Genomic DNA, 22159 nt, shown 5'->3' with positions numbered 1-22159 from the left:
GTGGTCCTGTGGTGTCCGAATTGATCCGGTTGGGAGCAACTTGCCGTATGTGGAGGCGAGATCGGGCAGGGCCCCGTGAGCCAGATCATACGGTGACCGTGCGTGCCTGATCACGAAAACCGAATTGCCTTGTGGAGGGGGTTGTTGATGGTGCGGAATGGACGCAGGGTGACCGGAATTCCATTGATCCTTCATATCTGCGATTGCGTCAGGTAATTCACGGCTTGTTGCCCGGTGCCCCGCTCGATTACCTTCGCGATCGATCCGGGTGGACCGCCTAATCCTGCCGCCGCCCGGGAACCGCACCCGACCATCGCGCGCGGCAGGAGCGGGGGAACCAGGTAGGCCGCTGTTCCGGAGCGTTTCCGGCGCAGCTTGGGGTGAAGCCGAACCCGTGCTCCGCACGTACGGCCGGACATCTCCAGTCCGAACCCGACAGCTCACCTCGCAGGCGCCGGAGAGGAATCCGCCATGCCCGCAAAGGGTAAGCACCGCCGTCCGAAGTCCCGTTCCATATCCCGCGGTCTCGCCGTCGCGGGAACCGGCGGGGCGGCCCTCGCGCTCCCGCTGATGGGTGCCGTCGGCGCCCACGCCGCCCCGGGAGCCGCCCCGGCCGAGGCCGCGCCCGCGCAGAGCGCGCAGGCCCCCGAAGCCCTGCCGTCGCAGGCCCCCGCCGCCGCACCCACCGTCTACACGGTCGTGCCCGGCGACTACCTCTCCAAGATCGCCGCCGAGCGCCGGCTGGACGGCGGCTGGGAGCGCCTGTACGCCGACAACCGCGAGGCCGTCGGCGCCGACCCGTCCCTCATCCACCCGGGCCTGAAGCTGACCCTCGGCGGCGGCCGGGCCGCGGCCCCCGCCCCGAAGGCCCCTGCGGCCCCGGCCGAGGGATCCTCGAGCGATGCTCCGGCCGGCTCCAAGGGCAAGACCGGCGGGAGCTCGTCCCCGAAGGGCACCGCGCAGGGCACGGCCAAGGGCTCCGGCGGCACGGCGGCCCGCCCCTCCGGCGGCACGGCCGCCCAGGGCTCCGGCGCCGCGGCCAAGAGCGAGAAGGCCTCCGCGCCCGCCACCGCCTCCGGGTTCACCGCCCCCGTCGCCGGGGGTGTCTCCACCCAGTACCGGGCGAGCGGAGCCATGTGGTCCTCCGGCTACCACACCGGCGTCGACTTCATCGCGCGCACCGGCACCACCGTGAAGGCCGTCGGCGCGGGCACCGTCGTTTCCGCAGGCTGGGGCGGCGCGTACGGCAACGAGGTCGTCATCAAGCACGCCGACGGCAAGTACTCCCAGTACGCCCACCTCTCCTCGCTGTCCGTCTCGGCGGGCCAGAGCGTCACCGGCGGCCAGGCCATCGGCCTCTCCGGCGCGACCGGCAACGTGACCGGCCCGCACCTCCACTTCGAGATCCGCACGGGCCCGTCCTACGGCTCGGACGTCAGCCCGCTCGCCTACCTCCGCTCCAAGGGCGTGAGCATCTGACGGCACCCGCCGTCGGCACGGTGACCCGCGTGGAGCCGGGACCCGAGGGGGGTCCCGGCCCCACGTGTACTTATTCCTTATCCCCTGCGTGGTATAGATCACGGCCCGTCAACCCCTCATTACGTTGGCGTAGGTTGGTTGCCAAGGTGAAGGATGTCTTTCCGTGGCAGCGACGAAGACGACACTGAAGACCATCGGCTCGTACGCGGCGATCGGGGACAGCTTCACCGAGGGCGTGGGGGACCCGGGACCCGGGGATTCTTATCTCGGCTGGGCGGACCGGCTCGCCGTGCTCCTGGCCGATCAGCGCGACGAGCACGACTTCCGCTACGCGAATCTGGCCGTGCGGGGCAAGCTCCTCGACCAGATCGTGGCCGACCAGGTCCCCAGGGCCAAGGAACTCGCACCGGACCTCGTCAGCTTCTGCGCGGGCGGCAACGACATCATCCGCCCCGGCAGCGACCCGGACGACGTCGCGGAACGGTTCGAGGCGGCCGTGGCCGACCTCACGAGTTCCGTCGGCCTGGTGATGGTGACGACCGGCTTCGACACCCGGGGCGTGCCGGTCCTCAAGCACCTGCGCGGCAAGGTCGCGACGTACAGCGCGCACGTCCGCGCCATCGCCGACCGGTACGGCTGCCCCGTGCTCGACCTCTGGTCCCTGAAGTCCGTACAGGACCGGCGGGCCTGGGACGGCGACCGGCTCCACCTCTCGCCCGAGGGGCACACCCGCGTCGCGCTGCGTGCCGCGCAGGTCCTCGGCTACGAGGTGCCGACCGACCCGGACCAGCCCTGGCCGCCCGTCCCGCCGCGCGGTTCGGTGGACGTGACCCGGGACAACATCCAGTGGGCGCGCGAGCACCTCGTGCCGTGGATCGGCCGCCGGCTGCGCGGAGAATCCTCCGGCGACCACGTCGAGGCCAAGCGCCCGGACCTGCTGCCGCTGTAGCGCGGGCGCGGGGGAGGGGCGGGGTGACGGTCGCGACACCGGCCCGGGCACGGCGCGGCGGAATCCTGCGGGGCCGGTGGGCGTTGGGATGGTCGTAGTCGTACGACCGTCCCTGCCTGCACCTTCCCAGGAGGCGCCTTGACCGGCTCCCTACCCCTGCGTCCCCGGCTGCGCGCCCTGCGGCCCGAAACCTTCGGCGCGGACCCCTCCGGCCCACGGCTGGAGCGGATCCTGCGCTCGCCGAACTTCGCCGACGGCGTCTTCCAGAACCCGGTCGGGGCGCGGATCAGGCCCTCCGGGTCGATGGCGGAGTTCGCGAAGACCTACTTCGACAAGGCGCAGCGGGTCCGGCGCAGCCCCGGCGCGCCGATCCCCGTGCACCCGACCACCCTCGCCGACCTCGCCAAGCCGCCGGCGAGCGGGTTGCGCCTGACCTGGATGGGCCACTCCAGCGTGCTCGCGGAGATCGACGGCCGCCGCGTGCTCTTCGACCCCGTGTGGGGCGAGCGGTGCTCCCCCTTCCCCTTCGCCGGGCCCAAGCGGCTCCACCCGGTCCCCGTGCCCCTGGCCTCGCTGGGCTCCGTCGACGTCGTCGTGATCTCCCACGACCACTACGACCATCTCGACCTCCCCACCATCAAGGCCCTCGCCGGCACGGACACGGTCTTCGCGGTCCCCCTCGGCGTCGGCGCGCACCTCGAGCGCTGGGGCGTCTCCCCGGACCGGATGCGCGAGTTGGACTGGAACGAGGCCACCGAGGTCGCCGGCCTCACGCTCACCGCCACGCCCGCCCGGCACTTCTGCGGACGCGGCCTGCGCAACCAGCAGTTCACCCTGTGGGCCTCCTGGGTCGTGAACGGCGGGGAGCACCGGATCTTCCACAGCGGCGACACCGGCTACTTCCCCGGCTTCAAGGAGATCGGCGCCGAGCACGGGCCGTTCGACGCCACGATGATCCAGATCGGCGCCTACTCCCAGCACTGGCCGGAGAACCACACGGACTACGTTCCGCTGCCGGGCGGCTGGCCGGACATCCACATGACCCCCCAGGAGGGCGTCCAGGCCCACCTCGACCTGCAGGGCTCCAAACCGCACGGCGTCCTGCTGCCGATCCACTGGGGCACCTTCAACCTGGCCTTCCACGCCTGGGCGGAGCCGGGCGAGTGGACGGTCGATGCCGCCGAGGAGGTGGGCCAGCCGGTGGCGGTCCCCCGTCCCGGCGAGCCCTTCGAGCCCGCCGGCAGGCTGCCGGCGGAGCCGTGGTGGCGTCCTGTCTCCCATCCGATCGCCCGGCCGTGGCGTCGCCCCGAGCCGGTGGAAGCCGCAGCGGACGAGTCCCGCGCGGGGGAACTGGACCTCGCCGAAGAGCGGTGACGGCTCGGGGCGGCTATGCCCGGGGGTCGCGGGCGGCCGCCACGATCCTCTCCAGCGCCGAGGCGTGCCGCTGGAACGCCTGCCGCCCGTGCGGAGTGAGGCGGAGGTGGGTGTGCCGGCCGGTGCGGCTGCGCGTCTTGCGTACCTCGACGTAGCCGGCGTCGGTGAGGGCGGTGATCTGCTTGGACAGGGCCGAGTCGCTGGTGCCCACGGTGTCCCGGACGAAGCCGAACTCGACCCAGTCGGCCGGGGCCAGCAGTGCGACGACCGAGAGCCGTGCCGGTACGTGCAGGAACTCGTCGAAGTCGGGGTCCATCAGCCCCGGCCGTTCCCGCGGATCATGGTCTCGAGGGCGGGGCGGAGCGCGTACGAGGCGCCCACGGCCGTCAGCGCGGTGACGGCGGCGGCGAACGTGTGCCGTGCCGGCAGGCCGGTGAAGTACGCGGCGATGGCCACCGCCCAGAAGAACACGAGGAGCAGGACGCCGAAGACCGCGTAGGACAGGGCCTCCGGGCCGGCGGCCCTGCGGCGGACGGGGGCCCGGCGCTGGTGCACGAACAGCCCGCCCAGGGTCAGGGCGTTGCCCGCCAGGACCGCGGCGGTGTTCCACGGGCTCGGCAGGTCGAAGGACGAGCACACGGCGAACAGGCCCAGCGCCGAGACGATCAGGTAGGGGCGGGAGTAGGCGTGACGGAGGTATGCGTCGAACGTCTGCTGTCGGCGGTGGTGAATGGCGTCCAGGGCGGTCCGGGCGTCGTGGGCAGTCATGTGCGGCATCCCTGATCGTGTGCTCCGTGTCTTCTTTCCTCACAGGAAACTACCATCTGTTTTCCTGAGAGGAAAGAAGCCGCTCCGTGGCGAACCCCCTACGCCCGCTGGTCGGCTTGGGCGGCGTGGGTGAGGATCGCTTCGGCCAGTCGTGGGAGCTGGGCCCGGGGGAGGGCGTGGCCCATGCCGGGCATCTCGACGAGCCGGGAGCCGGCGATCGACCGGGCGAGGTGGCGGGCGTGCGCCGGGGGGAACACGGGTTCGGCGTCGGCGGAGGTGATCAGCGTGGGCACCTCGTTGCGGGCCAGCTGCTCGGTGCGGTCCATGCCGGAGTGGTCGGCGCGCCCGTGGGTCATGGGGGCGTCGTACCGGCCCGCGTGCTCGATGATCCGGCGTTCCAGCGCGCGGAACTCCTCGGGGTCGAAGGGTGTTCCGGTGCCGTTGAGCGCCCGCCAGTGCCCGACCCTGCGGTCGAGTTCCGCTTCGAGACCGCGGTCCTCCCAAGGGGTCGCCCACATGCCGAGGATCTCCGCGTCGATGCCCGGCAGCTCCTCGTCGGGGGTGCGGCTGCTCAGTGCGCAGGTTCCGATCAGGGTGGCGCTGATGACCCGCTCGGGGTGGTCGGTCATGAGCAGCTGGGTCAGCATGCCGCCCATGGACATGCCGACCACGTGGGCGCGGTCCACTCCGTAGGCGTCGAGAACGGTGACGATGTCCTCGGCCAGGTCGAGGACGCGGTAGGGGTGCTCGTCGAAGGACCAGCTGGAGCGGCCGGTGTCACGGTGGTCGTAGCGGATGACGCGGTACTGCCGAGCGAGCGCCGCGACCAGTTCGTCGGGCCACCCCAGGCCCGAGGCGCCGGCCCCCATGACCAGCAGCAGGGCCGGGTTCCGGGGATCGCCGTGCTCCTGCGTCCACAGCCGCACCTCGGCGCTGACGGGGATCGTTCGCTGCTTCACGGTCACTCCTACTGAGACGAGACGTTGCGTCTTGCTTCGGGTGATCAGTGTGCCGGATGTGCGGGGCTCGGTCAATACGAGACGTCGCGTCTTGTCGTGGGTAAGGTGGTCGCCCCGTGCCGCCCCCAGCCGAGCGCCCTCAGCGGACCTCGTCCGGACCGGAGGGGTCCGACGGCGGGGGCGGATACAGCACCCAGCGCAGCGCCCACGTCACGGCATGACCGCCGACGCGGGCCACCGGCGCCGGGACCCGCGCGACCACGGGCAGCGGAGCGGACGTGACCGCCGACCTCGCCCAGGGCGGGAGCAGTTCCACGGCCGCCGCCGCCAGCAGCGCGTACGGCAGCCGGGCGGCCCCCGGCAGCGGCGGATCGGCCAGCAGGAACCGGGCGGTGTCCCGGGAAGCCGCCGTCGGCCGCAGCGAGGGCCGGTACCCGGCCATCCGCAGCGCCAGCTCCCGCTCGTCCTCCGGCGGCCGCTCCGCGCCCAGGGCCCGCGCCACCCGCGCGGTGTCGGCGAGGTACCCGTCGCGGCCCGAGGGGTCCAGGGGGTGCCGGCCGTACCGTTGGTGGGCCCGCAGGAAGCAGTACGCCTCCGCGATGTGCACCCAGGTCAGCAGCTCCGGGTCGTCCGCCCGGTACGGCACCCCGTCGGCCGTCCGGCCCCGGATCCGCGCGTGCACCTCCCGGACGCGTTCCACGGCCGCCGCCGCGTCGGCGCTCGTACCGAAGGTGGTGACCGCCAGGAAGGTACTGGTGCGCTGCAGCCGCCCCCACGGGTCGCCCCGGTACCCCGAGTGCGCCGCCACGGCCGCCATCGCGAGCGGGTGCAGGGACTGGAGCAGCAGGGCCGCCAGACCGCCGACGAACATCGACGCGTCCCCGTGCACCTGCCGCACCGGCCGCCCCGGCTCGAACCACCGGGGCCCCGGGGTGCCGTGGATCCGCTCGCGGTTGCGCGCGCCGTCGGGTCCGGCGACGCGCAGGAAGACCGCCTCGCCGGCTTGCCGCCTCAGCTTCCGGACGGCGGCCGTCGCCCGGGTCATGGGGCCAGTATGCGCCCGGCCGGGTCGGTCACGGCGTTCTGGGTAAGCGCGCGGCATGGAAGCCAAAGAGACCACCCCGCTGCGCGCCGTCGCGCTCGTGTGCACGCTGACGCCGTCCCCCGCCCCTTCGAGCTCGCACCTGCTGGCGGAACAGACCATGGCCGCCCTCGCGGACCACGGCGTCACGGGCAAGACCATCCGCGTCGTCGACCACGACGTCCGCCCCGGGGTCCGGACCGACATGGGGAACGGCGACGCGTGGCCCGAGATCCGCGAGACGATCCTCGGCACCGACATCCTGATCCTCTCCACGCCGATCTGGCTCGGCCACCCCGCCAGCGTCGCCCAGCGCGTCCTGGAACGCCTCGACGCCGAACTGGGGGAGAGCGACGAGGAGGGCCGCCCCCTCACCTACGGCAAGGTCGCCGGCGTCTGCGTCGTCGGCAACGAGGACGGCGCCCACAAGGTCAGCGCCGACCTCTTCCAGGGCCTGAACGACGTCGGCTTCACCCTCCCGGCGAACGCCGTCACGTACTGGGTCGGCGAGGCCATGCAGGGGACCGACTACCAGGACCTGGGCGAAACCCCGAAGAAGACCGCGGCGACCACCGCCACCCTGGCCGCCAACGCCGCCCACCTCGCGCGGCGCCTCAAGTACGCCCCGTACCCCGCCTCCTGACCGGCGGGGGCCGGGGGCCGGGAGCCGGGACCGGGCGGCGGCGCGGCCCCGGCCCCCGGCCGGAGGGCGGCTCCGGCGGGCCGGATCCCCCGACCTCAGGGGAAATACGACTCCAGCGTGCCGCGGCGGCGGACATCGAGCGTCGCGCAGTGGAACGAGCCCCCGAACGGCGCGTAGTGCCGCAGGTCGCACGGGATCGGCTCGTAGCCCCACGCCTCCAGCGCCCTGAGCATGCCGGTCTGCCGGCGCTCCACGATCACCCGCTTCTCGTCGACCATCAGGACGTTCATGCTGAGCCACTTGCCGCACATCGACGTGATCCTGAGCAGGGCCTCGTCGACCGGCTCCGGTTCCGGCGCCACCAGGACCTCCCACGAACGCAGCACCTCGGGCAGGCGGCCCACGTCGACGTACTCGGGATTGACCAGCACCCGGCCGGGCGAGAGCGGCATGAACGTGGTGTCGATGTGCATGGGCGTCCGGCAGCGGCTCTCGATCTCGTGGATCCGGTACACCGGTCCGAGATGGCGGCGCAGCCATTCGATCCCCATGCGGTTGGTGACGTTGCTCCGCGTCACGAACAGGTCCCGCCCCGCCCGTACGAAGTCGGCGGCGTCGAAGACCGGCTCGAACTCCGTGAGGATGTAGCGCATGGGCGCACCGTCCTCGGGGACGCGGTAGTCCGCGTCGTACAGGGCCTCGGTGAGCTGCGGCCTCGGGGCCGCCGTCCACCGGGCGCCGCGTCGGAAGTAGTCCTTGAGGACCGTGCGGTAGGCGTGGGACTCGAAGTACCGGCACGGCCAGGCCATCGGGGTCTCGATGATCTCGTCACCGACGACGAGCATGCTGTCCCGGGGGCAGCTGTGGCAGAAGCCGCGCGAGGACCAGTCGGGGGTGGCGAACCGCCGTGAGTGGTCCACCGGGTCCGGCCGGGTGACCGTGACCCCCAGCGACTGGAGGAGGACGACGAAGTCCTCGAGTTCCCGCCGGGCCGACTCGACCAGCACGCGCGGGTACCTGTGGCCGGCCGCCAGCCCTTGCAGGCGTGCCGCCCAGGGAGGGATGTTGCAGGCCACGACCGGATGCCTGGAGGGGAAGGTGGCGCCGTCGAGCCGCCCGACGATGATCTCCTCCAGGGGGTCCCACTCGTTGTGGGAACCGACCGGGGAGACGAGGGTCGCCTCGGCCGCCGCGGACCCGACGGGTGGTACCGGAAAGGTTGCCGCCATGCTCACCGCCTTCGCTCGACGGGCTGCTCGGTGACCCACGATAGCGAGCGCGCCACCGTTGCGCGCGGCCGCGCGTGACCTGGGCGGGGGCGTGGCGCGGGACTACGCTCCCCGGAATGGAACGCGCAGAGGTACTCAAGCGGGTGATCGGCATCCTCACCGACGCCCAGGACATCCGCCGGGCCGCCGAGGCAGGAGACTTCGCGGAGGACGACGACGCCCCGCCGGACACGGCCGGAGTGGCCACGCTGCTCCTCAACGAGATGCTGCCCTCCATCCGGGTGCCCGCCGACGCCTCCCCCCAGGAGGTCGCGGCACTGGTGGCCCGGGCGCTGGGCCCGGCCCTGCACACGATGGTCTCCGGTTTCAGCCTCGCCTTCACCAGCCTGGCGATGGCGCACGACAGCGGCCGGACGGACATCTCCTCGATCCAGGTCCTCCAGGAACTCGCGCTGGAGATCGAAGCCGGTACGTACGACGAAGGCCCGTAGGCGGCGGCGCCGTCACCCCGCGGCTGCCAGCCCGTCCGCAGACCTCAGTGCGGTCCGTGGGCGTCAGCCCGATCCGAGGCCGTCACCGCGATCCGTGCTCGCCGTGGTCGCCGTGCTGCTTGTCCCCGCCGTGCCCGCCGCCCATCCTCCGCTCCTGCCGCCTCCTCAGGTCCTCGGGCGTCGTCCCCGCCACCGGCTTACTGGCCTCGGGGTGCACCGGGTCGGGACCGGGATGGTCCTGCGCCCGCTCCTCCCGGCCCTTCCGCGGCTCCTGACCCCGTTCCGCCGTGCCCTCCATGGCTGCTCCCTCCTGGTTCGTCCCGTGGCCCTGCCCCTGCCCGAACCTGCAGCGCCCATGCGGGGCGACGCGGCCCGTGTCCGCGCGACCGGCGCATTCGGGCTGTCGTACGAGCGCTCCATCGGGAGCGGGAAGCACCCCGGTGAAGTTCCCCAACTGGGCGACTTCCGCGGGAGCGTGCGGTCTAGCGTGGGTATCCGGTGATCAACACCGGGCCCCGCGACACGCTGGGGGCCGGGCCCCACGTACCGAGGACGCCGATGTCCGGACTCCGCGCCGCCCGCCACGCCCCGTCGAGACACGCCGCGACGGGGCCGGGCCGCCAGATTCGCCCGCAGATGGTCCGCGCCGCCGTGCTGCCCACGCTCGCCGCCGGGCTGAGCGGGGCGGCCGCGGTCATGTTCACCCTCCACCTCGGCGGGGGCTCCGGCGAACGGGACGACCGGCTGTGGCCGGTGCTCGCGGGCTGCGCCCTGCTCGCCGTCGGCGCGCTCGCCGCCGCCCTCCTCGGGGCCCAGCGTGCCGCCAAGGCCGTCCGCGACCGCTGCGAGGCGCTGCGCCGCTCCAGCGTGCGGGGGCGCGAGGAGCTGCGGACCGCCGGCGAGCGGCTACAGCGCGGCGAGGCGGTGGCCCGCCCCGCGCGCGGGGACCGGGCGGGCGCCCCGCCGGAGGGCGATCAGGCCGGAGTGGACGAGTTCTGGCTGCTCGCGCAGGAGTTGAGGGTCGCTCGGGAGCAGGCGCAGGCGACCCTCGTACGGCTGGCCCTGCCGGCCCCTCCGACCGACAGCGACCGCAAGGTGGAGGTGTTCGTCAACCTCGCCCGCCGGCTCCAGTCGCTCGTGCACCGCGAAATCTCGCTGCTCGACGGGCTGGAGGACACCGTCGAGGACCCCGACCTGCTGAAGGAGCTCTTCCACGTCGACCACCTCGCCACCCGGATCCGCCGGCACGCCGAGAACCTCGCCGTGCTCGGCGGGGCCGCCTCCCGGCGCCAGTGGACCCGGCCCATCGACCTGAGCGAGGTGCTGCGCTCCTCGGTCGCCGAGGTCGAGCAGTACACACGGGTCAAGGTGGTGCCCCCGGCCGGCGGCACCGTCCGGGGCCACGCCGTCGCCGACGTGGTGCACCTGCTGGCCGAACTCGTGGAGAACGCCACCGTGTTCTCCGCCCCGGACACGGACGTGGTGGTGCGGGCGGAGCGGGTCACGGCCGGGATCGCGGTCGAGGTGGAGGACCGCGGACTGGGCATGCCGGCGGAGGAGCAGCACCGGATGAACACCCTGCTGCGCGACCCGGACCAGGTGAGCGTCCGGCACCTGCTGGCCGACGGCCGGATCGGCCTGTTCGTGGTGTCGGCGCTGGCCCGGCGGCACGGGATCGCCGTCGAGCTGAAGTCCAACATCTACGGCGGGGTGCTCGCCGTGCTGGTGCTGCCCCAGGGCCTGCTGGGGGCGGAGCCGCCGAACGCGGCCGACGCGGCGGGCGGTTCGCGCGCCACCTCGTGGGGCACCGTCTCCTGGCCGGACCCGCTTTCGGTCCCGGCCCCGCAGCCCGCCGTCCGCCGAGAGGCCCCGGCCCCGGCGGTACGGTCCCCACTGCCGGCTCCGGAGGTCCGGGCCGTGGAGCCGGCCCGGCCCCTGGACGCGGACCCCGCCCGGGGCGCGGGACCGGCTCCGGACGCCGCCTGGCCGCCGGACACCGGCACGGATCCGGGAGCGGCCCGGGCGGCAGCCCCGGCAGCCCCACCGGTCCCGGTAGCCCCAGCGGTCCCGGCAGCCCCCGCAGCCCCGGAGCCGGCACCGCCCATGGGGCTCGAACCGGTCAGGCGCCCCGGCCCGGGAGGGCACCCGGCGGTCGCACGGCCGACGGAACCGCAGCCGGGGCCCGCCCCCGCCTCCGGGACACCGGCCCCCGTCCCCCTGCCGCGCCGCATCCCGCACCAGACCTCCGCCCCCGAGGCGGCCCGGCCGTCCCTGCCCCGGCGCAACGCCCAGCAGCACCTCGCGCCCCAGCTGCGCGACACCCCCGCCCCCCGGCGGGCCGACGCGACCGAACAACCCGTGCACGACCCCGGCCTGATGGCGGCCTTCCAGCGGGGCTTCGGCCTCGCCCAGTCGGACGAACAGGCATGAACCCCAGCAAGGAGCACACCCCCATGGCCGGCGAACTGGCGACCAAGACAGGCAGCCTCTCCGATCTCGACTGGCTGCTCAGCGGTCTCGTCCAACGGGTGCCGTACACCCGTAGCGCGGTCCTGCTCACCGCCGACGGACTCGTCACCTGCGTCCACGGCATGGACTCCGACAGCGCCGACCACATGGCCGCCCTCGCCTGCGGCCTGTACTCCCTCGGACGCAGCGCCGGAGCCCGCTTCGGGGACGGCGCCGAGGTCCGGCAGGTGGTCGTGGAGCTCGACACGGCGCTCGTCTTCGTCTCGGCGGCCGGCTCCGGCACCTGCCTGGCCGTGCTCGCGGACCGGGAGGCCGACGCCGGCGTACTCGGCTACGAGATGGCGATGCTGGTCAAGAGCGTACGGCCGTACCTCGCGGCCCCGCCGCGCCGGCCCGTCGCCGACACGGAGCGATGAGGGCCTGGGCGAGGGGGGTCAACGGTTTCCCGGCGGGCGGTTTCCCCACGGCCCGGGACACACCCTGGCTGGACGATTCCGCCGGCCGCGTCATGCGCCCGTACACGGCGAGCGGCGGCCGCACCCGCCCCTCCGTCACCCTCGACCTGCTGTCCCTGATGACCGCGACCGGCGTCCGCCCGGGGGTACCGCTCGGCACCGAGCACACCCTCGCCCTGCGCATGTGCGCGGGCGCGGCGGCGGTGACGGTCGCCGAGGTGGCCGGCCAGCTCCGGCTCCCGGCCGTGGTGGTGAAGGTGCTGCTGTCCGACCTGATGGAGTACGGGGCCGTCATGGCACAGGCGCCCCGGTTCCCCCACGGCGGCGGCTCGTTCGCCGCCGACGACCTGTCGCTGCTGAGGGCGGTGCTCGATGGCCTGCGCGGACGGCTGTGAGACGGCGGCCCCGGCTCTGCCCCCGACCTTGAAGATCCTGGTCGCGGGCGGGTTCGGGGCCGGGAAGACCACCTTCGTGGGCGCGGTGAGCGAGATCGAGCCGCTGTGCACGGAGGAACTGCTGAGCGGGCTGGACGACGAGGGCTCCGACCGGGTCGACGGGCCGGCCGCGAAGACGGCCACGACGGTCGCGCTGGACTTCGGGCGCATCACCCTGGACGACCGGCACGTCCTGTACCTCTTCGGCACGCCCGGGCAGGAGCGCTTCTGGTTCCTGTGGGAGGAGCTGTGCGCGGGGGCGCTCGGCGCGGTGATCCTCGCCGACACCCGCCGCCTCGCCGACTGCTTCCCCGCCGTGGACTTCTTCGAACGGCGGGGGATCGGCTTCGTCGTCGCCGTCAACGAGTTCGACGGCAGCCACCGCTACACGTCCGAGGAGGTCCGCGAGGCCGTGGGGCTGGGCCCGGACGTACCCGTCGTACGCTGCGACGCCCGGCTGACCCGCTCCGGTACGGGGGCCCTGGCCGCCCTCGTCCACCACCTGCTGTCCACGGCCCGACAGGGCCGCCCACCACATTCGGATCCGGGGGAACCGCCATGACCTACTACGAATCGACCGGCCACCTGCTGCTCACCCCGGTGGACCGGGAAGCGCCCGCGCGGGCGGTGCGGCTGCGTGAGATGGACCTGGGCGAGCGGGCCGACGAGGAACTCGACGCCTTCGCGCGCCGGGTCGCCCGGACGCTGGAGGCCCCCTACGCCGGAGTCAACTTCGTCGGCGAGGAACGGCAGTTCTTCGCGGGCCTGCACCACGGCCCGGACGCCGCGGCGAGCGGCTACCCCGCCCGGGTGCTGCCCCGGGACCACGGCTACTGCCCGCACGTGGTGGTGCGGCGCAGGGCCCTGGTGCTGGAGGACGTACGCGACTTCGCGCGCTTCGCGGGCAACGCCGTCGTCGATGAGAGCGGCGTGCGCTCGTACCTCGGAGCGCCCCTCACCGACCGGGGCGGCTTCGTCCTCGGCACGGTGTGCGCCGTGGACGTGGTGCCGAGGCGGTGGGGGACGCAGGGCCTCACGACGGTCAAGGCGCTCGCCGCCGAGCTGGCGGAGCTGCTGCGCGGCCGGGAGGACCGCCGCGGGTGAGGGGCCCCGGCGGCCCGCCGGCCTCAGCGCAGGAAGGCGGTGATCCGCTGCCGGAGGGAGCCGGCGTCCAGGCCGTGGGCGGCGGTGTGCTCCTCGACGGTCCCGTAGCGGCGCAGCTCCGCCCGCCCGACGCCGAGGGCGAGCACGCGGTGCGGGACCTCGGTCAGGGCCCGCCCCGCGGCCGCCGCCGAGGTGCCGGCGAGGTACGGCTCGACCAGCACCACGTCGGCCGCGGCCCGCCCGGCGGCGGAGCGCAGGGCAGCGTCGTCGAAGGGGCGCACGGTGGCCGCGTACAGGACCGTGACGTCGAGGCCCTCGGTCGCCGCGAGGACGTTGTCGAGCAGCGGGCCGACGGCGACCACCACGCCCGCACGGCCCTCCCGTACGCTCTGGAAGCGCAGGTCACCGAGGGGGCGCGGCGCGGCGTTCGACTGCTGGGAGAGCCGGACGTACACCCGGTCGTCCCCGGCGGCGTACGCGTGCCGCAGCAGCGCCTCGGCCTCGTCGGGGTGGCCGGGCACGTGGACCGTCCAGCTGTCGAGGGTGTCCAGCAGTGCCACGTCGCCGGGTGCCATGTGGGTGAACCCGCCGGCCGGCCAGTCGTAGCTGGCGCCGGCACTGACCAGGACCCCGCCCGTGCCCTGGTGCCCGAAGTCCAGCTTGACCTGCTCGAACGGCCGCTCCACGAGGAAGCTTGCGAAGGTGTGCAGCACGGGGCGCATGCCCGTGAGGGCCAGCCCGCCGCCCACGCCGACGAGCAGCTGTTCGCGGATCCCGACGTTGATCACCCGGTCCGGGTGCCGTTCCAGGGCGGGCCGGAACCCGTCCATGGAGATCTCGGCGAGCACGAGCGCCAGCCGGGGATCCTCGTCGAGCAGCCGCGACGTGACCGAGATGAACCGCTCCCGCATGGTGTCCATGCCGTTTCCCCCTCAGAACTTCTTCTCGACGCGGGCGACGACGGCGTGCGGCCGGCCCGGATGCGGTGTGGTGAAGGCGGCGTACAGCGCCGCGTGGTCCCGTCCGTCCACGGTGACGGCGCTCCAGCCCGCCGCCTCGAAGCGGGAGGCGATCCCGCCGGGCCAGCCGTGGGTGGCGGAGTCGTTGTCGATCACCACGGTGTGCAGTGCCTCCAGCCCGGCCGAGCCGGCGTGGGCGATGGCCTCGTGGTTGCTGCCCTCGTCGAGCTCCGCGTCCCCGATCAGCACCCACACGGCGGCCTCGTCCAGCCCCTGGGCCCGCAGCCCGAGCGCGCTGCCGACGGCGAGCGGCAGCCCGTGCCCGAGGGAGCCGCTGCCGATCTCCACGCCGGGGATCAGGGTGCGGTCGGGATGGTGGCCGAGCGGGGAGTCGTACGCGCCGAAGCCGGGCAGCCAGTCGACGGGGAAGAACCCCTTGGCGGCGAGCACGGCGTAGTAGGCCATCGGCCCGTGCCCCTTGGACAGCAGGAACCGGTCCCGCCCGGCGTCCTGGGCGCTGCCGGGCCCGACGCGCAGCACCCGGTCGTACAGCACCCACAGCACGTCGAGCGTGGAGGTGGCGGCGGGTCCGTGCTTCTCGGCCCCGGTCATGAGCGCGATCAGCCGGTCCAGATCGTCGTAGCGGAGCCCGGTGTCCGCGGATACCTGTGTCATGCGGCAACGATGTGACCTCAAGCATGCTTGAGGTCAAGCCCGTGCCCGCCCGTACGTCACCCGGCCCCCGCGCCGGAAAGGTGCGCGCGACCACCCCCCGAAGTGCGGTATTGTTCTCGTGCCGGTCGGGCCGGGGGAAACCCCAGGTCAGCGGGCATCGGGACGTGGCGCAGCTTGGTAGCGCACTTGACTGGGGGTCAAGGGGTCGCAGGTTCAAATCCTGTCGTCCCGACTCGAAAGAGTCGCAGGTCAGGGGCCGTTTTGGAGCAATCCGAAACGGCCCCTTGATCGTTTTGGGGACCAGTCTCTGCGCATGGGGATCATGTCCCTGCTCAATGCAGGGAGGGTGGGTCGTGCGGCCTCGGGAGCGGACAGCACGGCGTCGATGGAATCGAACCAGGTGCGGGAAGGTCTCCGCCTCCACGAGCACGGCCCGCCACCGGCCCGAGTGAGCCAGGCGCCGACCAGGCGAGCACGTCACGGTCGGCTGCCAAGCGTGCAAGGCAATGCACACGGCATCCCCGAAACGACGCTGACCGCATCGATGACCAGCCATTCGTCGTCCGTGACCACGACCAGCCTCAGCCAGGCCGCTCCGTCGCTGCCCACGGGACCGCCAGAGGGGCCAGTCGAGGCGAGCCGAAATTCCGTGGAACCCACCTGCGTGGCGTGGAATGATCTTGGGCGACCGCTGACGAACGGGAAGGCTGAAACGTGTACGTACCGTCATCTGCGCGAGCTCTCGACGATGACGAGCGTGAGCTCGTGGAGCTGGCACGCCGCACCATAGACGCGCATACCGACGCCGGACCCGACGAACACGGGATCCACACGATGGGCGCCGCGGTCATGGCCGCCGACTACCGGATGTTCGCCGGCGTGAACCTCTACCACTTCACCGGCGGACCCTGCGCCGAACTCGTGGCTCTGGGAGCCGCACGGGCCCAGGGGGCCCGCCAGATGCGCTGCATCGTTGCCGTGGGAAACCACGGGCGGGGGGTCATCGGCCCGTGCGGGCGCGATCGGCAGGTCTTCGTGGACTACTACCCCACCATGCGCGTCATCGTGCCGACGCCCGCGGGGCCCAGGTCCGTTCTCGCCGCCGACCTGATGCCGCTGACTCAGCGATGGACCCCGGAAGGCATGAACGGCCTCGACCCATCGCTCTACCAGGACCCCGAGACGGCCGGTCCCCCGATCATCCGGTTCAACCCCCGCTACCTCGAAGACGTCCGCTCCGGCGCCAAGACCAAGACCACCCGCTTCCGGGACCCGGCCCAGCTCGGGCCGGCACGGCTGGTGTTTGAGAGCGACCCCGAAGTCGTCCTGCCGGCAGAGGTGACCGGCATCAGGCGCTGCCTGGTCAGCGACCTCACCAACCAGGACGCCCAAGCCGAGGGGCTGACGACCGCGACCGAACTCCGGGAAGGCCTCAAGGGCCACTACCCAGATCTCGCGGGAACCGACGAAGTCGACGTGATCACCTTCCGGACCGCCGACAGGACAGGGGCTGCTTGAACCGCGGAGGCACCAGCGACGAGTCCGCAGCCGGCAACGGCCGCACCTGATCGGGCGGTGCCGAACGGGGTGCCGTGCGGGCCGGTTGGATCGGTGAACGCGGCCGCGTCTTCGCGGCAGGGCATGTTCTCCCGTGTGGTGAACACCGTTGCGACAGTGCGAATCGTTCCTGCGGTGAAGGTCTGCGCCTGTGTGGGTGAGCGCAGCCCGCTATCCCTCCGGAGCAGGTGGGGAAGCCGGTAGAAGGTGGGGGTCGTTCCGTCGTCCTGAGGGGTGTTCGTGATGAGCCGAGGCTTGATCGTCGTGGATGTGCAGAAGGACTTCTGCGAAGGAGGCAGTGTTCCCGTCGCGGGAGGCGCGCAGATCGCCACCGCGATCGCCGAGCTGGTGGAGAGGAGCGGGGACGGTGACTACCAGTACGTCGTGGCCACCCGCGACCACCACATCGACCCGGGCAGCCATTTCTCCTCAAGCCCGGACTTCAAGGAGAGCTTCCCCGTCCACTGCGTCGCCGGGGAGGAAGGCGGGGAATTCCACCCGAACTTCGCCCCTACTGCCGTCGGCGGCAAGGTCGACGCCGTCTTCTTCAAGGGCGCCCACAGCGCGTCCAAGAGCGGCTTCGAAGGCGCGGACGCCGAAGGCACCTCCCTCGCGGACTGGCTGCGCGCACGGGGGGTGCGGAACGTCGACGTGGTGGGCATCGCGACCGACCACTGCGTGCGCGCCACCGCCCTGGACGCTGCCGCGGCCGGATTCGGAACCCGGGTACGCCTGGACTACACCGTCGGTGTCGCCCCCGACACCATTGCCTCCACTCTGGAGGACTTCCGCCGGGCAGGCATCGAAGTGTCCGGCAAGGCGCCGGCGCCGAGGTAGCCCAGCGGGCAGGACAACGCCCCCAGCCACACTACGAGCCGGCCCTCACTGGCCTGCCGCCTCGGAGAAGAGTGAGTGCGGACACGCGTGCTGCCTGTTCGGCGGCGAGGCGGGCCCGCACCTCCGGCCCAGGGGCGCTTCCACCCGCTGAGCCCGCGCCCTGCCGCCGCCCGTCACCGTTCACCTCACCCCGGAGGAGCCCGGTGGCCGGGCGGCTCCTGGCTTGCCGGGAGGATGGTCGCCGGCGGCGGGGTCCAGCGGCTCTTGGGCGGGATGGTGCCGCTGACCCCGAAGTCGTGCTTGAGCTGCTCGGGGATGGCGTAGTGCATCACGCGGCCGCGGGTGAGGGCGGACAGTTCGAGGACGCTGGTCAGGTGTCCGAGCCGGTCGAGGGCCCAGCCGGCCAGGGGTGAGCGGTCCTCGATGGTTTCCAGCAGCCCCAGCAGCGTGGGGGCGGCCTTGACCACGGTGTCCCAGGTGGTGCGGGGGACGTGCAGCCAGTCGGCGCAGGTGTCGCCGATCAGGTAGCGGATCAGGGCGGAGACGAGCGGGTCGAGGAAGGTGCCGGGCACGACCTCCTCGTAGAGGTCGATGAGCTGGCGGGTGAGCAGGGTGCCTTCCTCGCTGGGGCCCATGTGGCGGGTCATGTAGAGGTCGGAGAACGCGCGGGCGGCCCGCAGGTCCTCCGGTGCCTGGTCCTGGTCGACGCCGAGCATGGCGCCGACCACCCTCCAGGCGTAGTAGTAGGACTCGGCGCCCTCGGTGCTCATGTGGATGCCGAGGCGGTGCAGGGCGTCCAGGACCTGGATGGAGAACATCATCTGCCCGCCGATCATGTCCTCCTGACAGATCGGCGTGCCCAGGGCGGCGGTGTCCCAGCGGTCCTCGCGCCTGAGGTGGTGGCGGATGGAGGCGTGCAGCAGCCGTACCTTCTGGGCGGCGGGGATGAAGCGGCTGCCCGCTTCGAACGCGTCGGGCTGCATGAGGTAGACGGTGAACTGGCCCGTCTCGGCCATCCGCTTGGACGGGTACTTCAGCGAGTGGGTGGCCGACAGCAGCCTCGCCACGTGCGGCAGCACGTAGCAGGCGGGCATCGAGGCGAAGGACAGCGCGGTGGAGATGTGCACGTTGTTGTCGATGAAGAACAGCCGTGCCTTCTCCATCTCGCCCCAGTCCACCCAGGCCGGCGGAGCACCGGTCTCGTGCAGGTACGCGCGGGCGACCTCCGGCAGGCCCTCGGGGAGGTCCTGCCCGACGGTGGAGAAGTAGCGCATGAGCGTATTGAACTTGCCCACGTCGCCGCGTTCGAACAGGGCCGCCACGGTTGCGTCGGCGAGTTCGTCCCCCGTGGTGCGCAGGGCGTCCATGGACGCCTGGGTGTAGGTCATCGTGCTGCTCCGGTGTTCCGGTGGGGTGGCGGTCAGTGGACGCGGGTGGCCGAGAGCGTCGCCAGGTCCGCCAGTGCCGTGCGGGCTTCGGTGGTCAGGTCGGCGTCGGTCAGGGCGTCGTGCGCTTCGCGCAACCGGGCGGTGATCATGTCCTCGACGCGGGTGACGGCCCCGGTGCGGTGCGCGATCTCCCGCACCCGCTCCACCTGCCGCTCGCCGAGCTCCGCCCGCCCGAGCAGGTGGCGCAGCTCCCCGCGTTCCGCCTCGGTGGCGAAGGTGAGCGCGTGAGCCATCAGAGCGGTGGGCCGGTTCCCCGCCAGGTCGTCCGCGGGGTCCTTGCCGGTCCGTTCCGGATCGCCGAACAGCCCCAGCAGGTCATCGCGCAGCTGGAACGCCTCGCCCAGCGGCAGGCCGTAGTCGCTGTACGCCCGGATCAGGCGGGGCGGGGCGCCGGCGAGCAGGCCGCCGATCTGCAAGGGGTGCTCGACGGTGTACTTGGCCGTCTTGTAGCGGATCACCTTGACCGACGCGTCGGGGTCCGGCGGGGAGCCGGTGCGCAGGACTTCCAGGCATTCACCGGCCACCAGTTCGCGGGCCAGGACCGCCCAGAGGGGCCGGGCCCTGCTCAGGAAGGCGCCGGGCAGCCCCGAGGTGGTGAACAGGTCCCCGGCCATCGACATCAGCAGGTCTCCCACCAGCATGGCCAGGGCCCGGGCGCCGGCCTTGGGCCGCGGATGGCCGGTGAGGGCCCCGCGGAGGGCGACGTGCCCGGTGGGCCGGCCGTGCCGGGTGCGGCTGTGGTCGATCAGGTCGTCGTGGACGACGGCGGCCGCGTGGACCAGCTCGATCGCGCCGGCGGCGCGCACCAGTGCCTCGCTGTCCGGCTGGCCGGCCCCGCGCCAGCCCCAGTAGCAGAACGCCGCCCGCAGGCGTTTGCCGTGCGCGGTCGCGGCGTGCAGTCGCTCCGCGACCGGTGCCAGGGAGGCGTCGATGTCCGCCAGCGCCTGCGCTTCCGCGGAGACGAAACCGTCGAGGACCCGGTCGACGCGCTCCTTCAGGAAGGCGTGCGCTTCCCCTTCACTCATCGCCGCTCTCCGCCCGGACGCGGGCGGTGACGGTGCGGGCCAGGACCTCCAGGTGGGCCGGCGCGGCAGCGTGCCGGTCGAGGAAGAGGCGGCCGCGCGCCTTGGTCTCCTCCCGGCCGTCGGCCAGCAGGTCCCCCAGGTCGGTGCGGCGCAGCAGGCCGCTCAGGCCGTCCACCGCGCTGCTCAGACCGCTGACCGCCAGATCGGCGAGGCCGGCCACCAGGGCCACGGCGTCCTCGGTCAGCCGCGGCTCGCGGCCGTCGTGGTGTGTCACAGCATGTCTCCCGCACGGCGAGGCCCGCCCCGGCTCCGCGCCGGCCGGCGCGAAGCGCGCGCAGCGAATTGCGCGCCACGCGGTTCGAGTCTGGCCGCCGAGGCCCGCTCGGAGCGGCCCTAATGCACCATCGAGTGATCTTTGTTTGAGATCTGCGGAGGGGGCGCGGGGAAGCCCCTTGAGCCGACTCTTGTCAAGTTTATTGCCGCGCGCTATATAGGTGGTGTTGCCATGTGCATCTGTGACATGTGGGAAAGGAGTGAACGACGATGCTCATGCGAACCGATCCTTTCCGTGAACTGGACCGGCTGACCGAGCGCTTCCTGGGGACCGCCGCCCGGTCGGAGGGCATGCCCATGGACGCCTTCCGCGAGGGTGACGCCTTCGTCGTCGAGCTGGACCTGCCCGGCGTCGACCCCGCGTCCATCGACGTGGACGTCGACCAGAACGTGCTGAACGTCAGGGCGGAGCGACGGACCACCGCCTCCGGCGGCGACAGTGGCGTGCTGATCGCGGAGCGCCCCTCCGGCACCTTCAGCCGCCAGCTGCTCCTCGGCGAGACCCTGGACACGGAACGCACCGAGGCCTCCTACGAGGGCGGCGTGCTCCGGCTGAGCATTCCGGTCGCGGAGCAGGCGAAGCCCCGCAAGATCGAGATCAGGGCGGCCGGAGACGGCTCGCGCACGGAGCTCGACGCCTGACGGGCGCGCGGCGGGAACGCGGAGGCGGCGGCCTTCGCCGGGGCCGCCCCCTCCCCGGTCGCGGTTGTTTCGGTCAGCCGTGGACGATACGTCAACGACCGAAAGACGGCAACAGCCGAATCGATCCGAAGGGAGCCGATGATGGCACGCGCAGTCGGGATCGACCTGGGCACGACCAACTCCGTCGTAGCGGTCCTGGAGGGCGGCGAGCCCACGGTCATCACCAACACCGAAGGAAACAGGACCACCCCTTCCGTGGTGGCCTTCGGCAAGGGCGGAGAGGTCCTGGTCGGAGAGATCGCCAAGCGGCAGGCGGTGACGAACGTCGACCGCACCGCGCGGTCCGTGAAGCGCCACATCGGTGAGGCCGGCTGGCGTTTCCCGGAGGCCGGTGACATCGACGGCAAGCGGTACACGGCCCAGGAGATCTCGGCACGGGTCCTGCAGAAGCTGAAGCGCGACGCCGAGGCGTACCTGGGCGAGGAGGTCGCGGACGCGGTGATCACCGTTCCGGCGTACTTCAACGACGCCCAGCGCACCGCGACCAAGGAGGCCGGCGAGATCGCGGGCCTGAAGGTGCTGCGGATCATCAACGAGCCGACGTCCGCGGCGCTGGCGTACGGCCTGGACAAGGAGAACGACCAGACCATCCTCGTCTTCGACCTCGGAGGCGGCACCTTCGACGTGTCGCTCCTCGAGATCGGCGAGGGCCTGGTGGAGGTCAAGTCCACCAACGGCGACACCCACCTCGGCGGCGACGACTGGGACATGAAGATCGTCGATCACCTGGTGAAGCAGTTCCAGAACGCGTACGGCATCGACCTGTCCAAGGACAAGATGGCCCTCCAGCGTCTGCGCGAGGCGGCCGAGAAGGCGAAGATCGAACTGTCCGCCGCGACGGAGACGACGATCAACCTGCCCTACATCTCCGCCTCCGCCCAGGGCCCGCTGCACCTGGACGAGAAGCTCACGCGCTCGCAGTTCGAGCAGCTGACCGCCGACCTCCTGGAGCGCTGCAAGGCGCCGTTCCACAACGCGGTCAAGGACGCGAAGATCAAGGTCTCGGACATCGACCACGTCATCCTGGTCGGCGGCTCGACGCGCATGCCGGCCGTGACGGAGCTGGTCAGGGAGCTGACGGGCAAGGATCCGCACAAGGGCGTCAACCCGGACGAGGTCGTCGCCATCGGCGCCACCCTCCAGGCCGGTGTGCTCAAGGGTGAGGTCAAGGACGTCCTGCTCCTCGAC

Annotated in this window: 25 protein-coding genes, 1 tRNA gene and 1 riboswitch; of the genes, 15 read left to right on the top strand and 11 right to left on the bottom strand. The window is 72.5% G+C overall.

Annotation, left to right across the window (positions count from 1 at the left end):
* The first annotated feature begins 304 nt into the window (after positions 1 to 304).
* A riboswitch (cyclic di-AMP (ydaO/yuaA leader) is annotated at positions 305 to 467 on the top strand.
* A 4-nt stretch (positions 468 to 471) separates the two neighbouring features.
* From ACZ4WZ_RS08245 to ACZ4WZ_RS08235, 3 genes are all read left to right on the top strand, one after another.
* Positions 472 to 1479, top strand: a complete 1008-nt coding sequence (locus ACZ4WZ_RS08245; protein ID WP_467886721.1) for a M23 family metallopeptidase — start codon at positions 472 to 474, stop codon at positions 1477 to 1479.
* 163 nt (positions 1480 to 1642) lie between these two features.
* Positions 1643 to 2428 (top strand): SGNH/GDSL hydrolase family protein, encoded by a 786-nt coding sequence (locus ACZ4WZ_RS08240; RefSeq protein ID WP_467886719.1) that lies wholly within the window; start codon positions 1643 to 1645, stop codon positions 2426 to 2428.
* Between the two features lie 138 nt (positions 2429 to 2566).
* The gene (locus tag ACZ4WZ_RS08235) at positions 2567 to 3802 is read left to right on the top strand and encodes an MBL fold metallo-hydrolase (protein ID WP_467886716.1); all 1236 of its coding nucleotides are present in this window, start codon (positions 2567 to 2569) and stop codon (positions 3800 to 3802) included.
* A gap of 13 nt (positions 3803 to 3815) precedes the next feature.
* Here ACZ4WZ_RS08235 and ACZ4WZ_RS08230 read toward each other — a convergent pair whose 3' ends face one another.
* From ACZ4WZ_RS08230 to ACZ4WZ_RS08215, 4 genes are all read right to left on the bottom strand, one after another.
* Complete coding sequence (locus tag ACZ4WZ_RS08230; RefSeq protein WP_467886713.1) at positions 3816 to 4118, bottom strand: winged helix-turn-helix domain-containing protein; 303 nt, start codon at positions 4116 to 4118, stop codon at positions 3816 to 3818.
* Positions 4118 to 4570 carry a hypothetical protein gene (locus ACZ4WZ_RS08225; RefSeq protein ID WP_467886710.1) on the bottom strand — a complete coding sequence of 151 codons (453 nt, stop codon included), beginning with the start codon at positions 4568 to 4570 and terminating at the stop codon, positions 4118 to 4120. Before ACZ4WZ_RS08225 ends, ACZ4WZ_RS08230 begins: the two co-directional genes overlap by 1 nt.
* A gap of 98 nt (positions 4571 to 4668) precedes the next feature.
* The gene (locus tag ACZ4WZ_RS08220; protein ID WP_467886707.1) at positions 4669 to 5529 is read right to left on the bottom strand and encodes an alpha/beta fold hydrolase; all 861 of its coding nucleotides are present in this window, start codon (positions 5527 to 5529) and stop codon (positions 4669 to 4671) included.
* A 139-nt stretch (positions 5530 to 5668) separates the two neighbouring features.
* Positions 5669 to 6574, bottom strand: coding sequence for an oxygenase MpaB family protein (locus ACZ4WZ_RS08215; RefSeq protein ID WP_467886704.1), 906 nt, complete (start codon positions 6572 to 6574; stop codon positions 5669 to 5671).
* Positions 6575 to 6629: 55 nt separating this feature from the next.
* Between ACZ4WZ_RS08215 and ACZ4WZ_RS08210 the strand changes: the two genes are divergently transcribed.
* Positions 6630 to 7253: a flavodoxin family protein gene (locus ACZ4WZ_RS08210; protein WP_467886701.1), complete on the top strand. Its 624-nt coding sequence runs from the start codon at positions 6630 to 6632 to the stop codon at positions 7251 to 7253.
* Between the two features lie 95 nt (positions 7254 to 7348).
* On the opposite strand, the gene ACZ4WZ_RS08205 is transcribed toward ACZ4WZ_RS08210, so the two are convergent.
* On the bottom strand, positions 7349 to 8482 hold the full coding sequence (locus tag ACZ4WZ_RS08205; protein WP_467886698.1) for an amidinotransferase: 1134 nt from the start codon (positions 8480 to 8482) through the stop codon (positions 7349 to 7351).
* Positions 8483 to 8598: 116 nt separating this feature from the next.
* On the opposite strand from ACZ4WZ_RS08205, the gene ACZ4WZ_RS08200 reads away from it, so the two are divergent.
* Entirely contained in the window at positions 8599 to 8973 is a 375-nt protein-coding gene (locus ACZ4WZ_RS08200; RefSeq protein WP_467886695.1) for a hypothetical protein, read from the top strand.
* Positions 8974 to 9055: 82 nt separating this feature from the next.
* Here ACZ4WZ_RS08200 and ACZ4WZ_RS08195 read toward each other — a convergent pair whose 3' ends face one another.
* Positions 9056 to 9271 carry a hypothetical protein gene (locus ACZ4WZ_RS08195; protein WP_467886692.1) on the bottom strand — a complete coding sequence of 72 codons (216 nt, stop codon included), beginning with the start codon at positions 9269 to 9271 and terminating at the stop codon, positions 9056 to 9058.
* A 260-nt stretch (positions 9272 to 9531) separates the two neighbouring features.
* On the opposite strand from ACZ4WZ_RS08195, the gene ACZ4WZ_RS08190 reads away from it, so the two are divergent.
* From ACZ4WZ_RS08190 to ACZ4WZ_RS08170, 5 genes are read left to right on the top strand one after another with little or no spacing between them, the layout of a single operon-like run.
* Complete coding sequence (locus ACZ4WZ_RS08190; protein ID WP_467886689.1) at positions 9532 to 11403, top strand: sensor histidine kinase; 1872 nt, start codon at positions 9532 to 9534, stop codon at positions 11401 to 11403.
* Positions 11400 to 11858, top strand: a complete 459-nt coding sequence (locus tag ACZ4WZ_RS08185; protein WP_467886686.1) for a roadblock/LC7 domain-containing protein — start codon at positions 11400 to 11402, stop codon at positions 11856 to 11858. The genes ACZ4WZ_RS08190 and ACZ4WZ_RS08185 overlap by 4 nt, the downstream gene beginning before the upstream one ends.
* Positions 11855 to 12292 carry a DUF742 domain-containing protein gene (locus ACZ4WZ_RS08180; protein ID WP_467886683.1) on the top strand — a complete coding sequence of 146 codons (438 nt, stop codon included), beginning with the start codon at positions 11855 to 11857 and terminating at the stop codon, positions 12290 to 12292. Before ACZ4WZ_RS08185 ends, ACZ4WZ_RS08180 begins: the two co-directional genes overlap by 4 nt.
* Entirely contained in the window at positions 12270 to 12893 is a 624-nt protein-coding gene (locus ACZ4WZ_RS08175) for a GTP-binding protein (protein ID WP_467886680.1), read from the top strand. Before ACZ4WZ_RS08180 ends, ACZ4WZ_RS08175 begins: the two co-directional genes overlap by 23 nt.
* Positions 12890 to 13435 (top strand): GAF domain-containing protein, encoded by a 546-nt coding sequence (locus tag ACZ4WZ_RS08170; RefSeq protein WP_467886677.1) that lies wholly within the window; start codon positions 12890 to 12892, stop codon positions 13433 to 13435. Before ACZ4WZ_RS08175 ends, ACZ4WZ_RS08170 begins: the two co-directional genes overlap by 4 nt.
* Before the next feature lie 23 nt (positions 13436 to 13458).
* On the opposite strand, the gene ACZ4WZ_RS08165 is transcribed toward ACZ4WZ_RS08170, so the two are convergent.
* Complete coding sequence (locus ACZ4WZ_RS08165; RefSeq protein ID WP_467886674.1) at positions 13459 to 14355, bottom strand: transketolase family protein; 897 nt, start codon at positions 14353 to 14355, stop codon at positions 13459 to 13461.
* 12 nt (positions 14356 to 14367) lie between these two features.
* Positions 14368 to 15069, bottom strand: a complete 702-nt coding sequence (locus tag ACZ4WZ_RS08160) for a transketolase (RefSeq protein ID WP_467886671.1) — start codon at positions 15067 to 15069, stop codon at positions 14368 to 14370.
* Positions 15070 to 15227: 158 nt separating this feature from the next.
* On the opposite strand from ACZ4WZ_RS08160, the gene ACZ4WZ_RS08155 reads away from it, so the two are divergent.
* The 3 genes from ACZ4WZ_RS08155 (at position 15228) to ACZ4WZ_RS08145 (ending at position 17463) form a co-directional block, all read left to right on the top strand.
* A tRNA-Pro gene (locus ACZ4WZ_RS08155) sits at positions 15228 to 15301 on the top strand.
* Positions 15302 to 15834: 533 nt separating this feature from the next.
* Positions 15835 to 16587: an ASCH domain-containing protein gene (locus tag ACZ4WZ_RS08150; protein ID WP_467886668.1), complete on the top strand. Its 753-nt coding sequence runs from the start codon at positions 15835 to 15837 to the stop codon at positions 16585 to 16587.
* A gap of 282 nt (positions 16588 to 16869) precedes the next feature.
* Positions 16870 to 17463: an isochorismatase family protein gene (locus ACZ4WZ_RS08145; RefSeq protein WP_467886665.1), complete on the top strand. Its 594-nt coding sequence runs from the start codon at positions 16870 to 16872 to the stop codon at positions 17461 to 17463.
* 185 nt (positions 17464 to 17648) lie between these two features.
* Here the strand turns inward: ACZ4WZ_RS08145 and ACZ4WZ_RS08140 are convergent, their stop codons facing one another.
* Genes ACZ4WZ_RS08140 through ACZ4WZ_RS08130 form a run of 3 tightly spaced genes read right to left on the bottom strand, consistent with a single transcriptional unit; the run spans position 17649 to position 20210 of the window.
* Positions 17649 to 18851: an oxygenase MpaB family protein gene (locus tag ACZ4WZ_RS08140; protein WP_467886662.1), complete on the bottom strand. Its 1203-nt coding sequence runs from the start codon at positions 18849 to 18851 to the stop codon at positions 17649 to 17651.
* A gap of 32 nt (positions 18852 to 18883) precedes the next feature.
* Positions 18884 to 19936, bottom strand: a complete 1053-nt coding sequence (locus ACZ4WZ_RS08135) for a polyprenyl synthetase family protein (protein ID WP_467886659.1) — start codon at positions 19934 to 19936, stop codon at positions 18884 to 18886.
* Positions 19929 to 20210 carry a polyprenyl synthetase gene (locus ACZ4WZ_RS08130; RefSeq protein ID WP_467886656.1) on the bottom strand — a complete coding sequence of 94 codons (282 nt, stop codon included), beginning with the start codon at positions 20208 to 20210 and terminating at the stop codon, positions 19929 to 19931. The genes ACZ4WZ_RS08135 and ACZ4WZ_RS08130 overlap by 8 nt, the downstream gene beginning before the upstream one ends.
* Positions 20211 to 20479: 269 nt before the next feature.
* Between ACZ4WZ_RS08130 and ACZ4WZ_RS08125 the strand changes: the two genes are divergently transcribed.
* Positions 20480 to 20911, top strand: coding sequence for an Hsp20/alpha crystallin family protein (locus ACZ4WZ_RS08125; protein WP_467886653.1), 432 nt, complete (start codon positions 20480 to 20482; stop codon positions 20909 to 20911).
* 141 nt (positions 20912 to 21052) lie between these two features.
* Positions 21053 to 22159, top strand: a 1107-nt coding sequence (locus tag ACZ4WZ_RS08120; RefSeq protein ID WP_467886651.1) for an Hsp70 family protein, incomplete at its 3' end; no start/stop codon positions are given.

It is taken from the genome of Streptomyces sp. NPDC029122 (genome assembly GCF_055569445.1).
Note: the sequence above shows the minus strand (reverse complement) of the source record. Positions and strands in the feature narration are given on the sequence as shown.

Coding starts and splice junctions, on each gene's coding strand:
- ACZ4WZ_RS08200 (WP_467886695.1), top strand. CDS start 8,599: ATGGAACGCGCAGAGGTACTCAAGCGGGTGATCGGCATCCTCACCGAC.
- ACZ4WZ_RS08140 (WP_467886662.1), bottom strand. CDS start 18,851: ATGACCTACACCCAGGCGTCCATGGACGCCCTGCGCACCACGGGGGAC.
- ACZ4WZ_RS08230 (WP_467886713.1), bottom strand. CDS start 4,118: ATGGACCCCGACTTCGACGAGTTCCTGCACGTACCGGCACGGCTCTCG.
- ACZ4WZ_RS08170 (WP_467886677.1), top strand. CDS start 12,890: ATGACCTACTACGAATCGACCGGCCACCTGCTGCTCACCCCGGTGGAC.
- ACZ4WZ_RS08225 (WP_467886710.1), bottom strand. CDS start 4,570: ATGACTGCCCACGACGCCCGGACCGCCCTGGACGCCATTCACCACCGC.
- ACZ4WZ_RS08195 (WP_467886692.1), bottom strand. CDS start 9,271: ATGGAGGGCACGGCGGAACGGGGTCAGGAGCCGCGGAAGGGCCGGGAG.
- ACZ4WZ_RS08165 (WP_467886674.1), bottom strand. CDS start 14,355: ATGGACACCATGCGGGAGCGGTTCATCTCGGTCACGTCGCGGCTGCTC.
- ACZ4WZ_RS08190 (WP_467886689.1), top strand. CDS start 9,532: ATGTCCGGACTCCGCGCCGCCCGCCACGCCCCGTCGAGACACGCCGCG.
- ACZ4WZ_RS08205 (WP_467886698.1), bottom strand. CDS start 8,482: ATGGCGGCAACCTTTCCGGTACCACCCGTCGGGTCCGCGGCGGCCGAG.
- ACZ4WZ_RS08160 (WP_467886671.1), bottom strand. CDS start 15,069: ATGACACAGGTATCCGCGGACACCGGGCTCCGCTACGACGATCTGGAC.
- ACZ4WZ_RS08210 (WP_467886701.1), top strand. CDS start 6,630: ATGGAAGCCAAAGAGACCACCCCGCTGCGCGCCGTCGCGCTCGTGTGC.
- ACZ4WZ_RS08175 (WP_467886680.1), top strand. CDS start 12,270: ATGGCCTGCGCGGACGGCTGTGAGACGGCGGCCCCGGCTCTGCCCCCG.
- ACZ4WZ_RS08145 (WP_467886665.1), top strand. CDS start 16,870: ATGAGCCGAGGCTTGATCGTCGTGGATGTGCAGAAGGACTTCTGCGAA.
- ACZ4WZ_RS08135 (WP_467886659.1), bottom strand. CDS start 19,936: ATGAGTGAAGGGGAAGCGCACGCCTTCCTGAAGGAGCGCGTCGACCGG.
- ACZ4WZ_RS08215 (WP_467886704.1), bottom strand. CDS start 6,574: ATGACCCGGGCGACGGCCGCCGTCCGGAAGCTGAGGCGGCAAGCCGGC.
- ACZ4WZ_RS08185 (WP_467886686.1), top strand. CDS start 11,400: ATGAACCCCAGCAAGGAGCACACCCCCATGGCCGGCGAACTGGCGACC.
- ACZ4WZ_RS08125 (WP_467886653.1), top strand. CDS start 20,480: ATGCTCATGCGAACCGATCCTTTCCGTGAACTGGACCGGCTGACCGAG.
- ACZ4WZ_RS08245 (WP_467886721.1), top strand. CDS start 472: ATGCCCGCAAAGGGTAAGCACCGCCGTCCGAAGTCCCGTTCCATATCC.
- ACZ4WZ_RS08180 (WP_467886683.1), top strand. CDS start 11,855: ATGAGGGCCTGGGCGAGGGGGGTCAACGGTTTCCCGGCGGGCGGTTTC.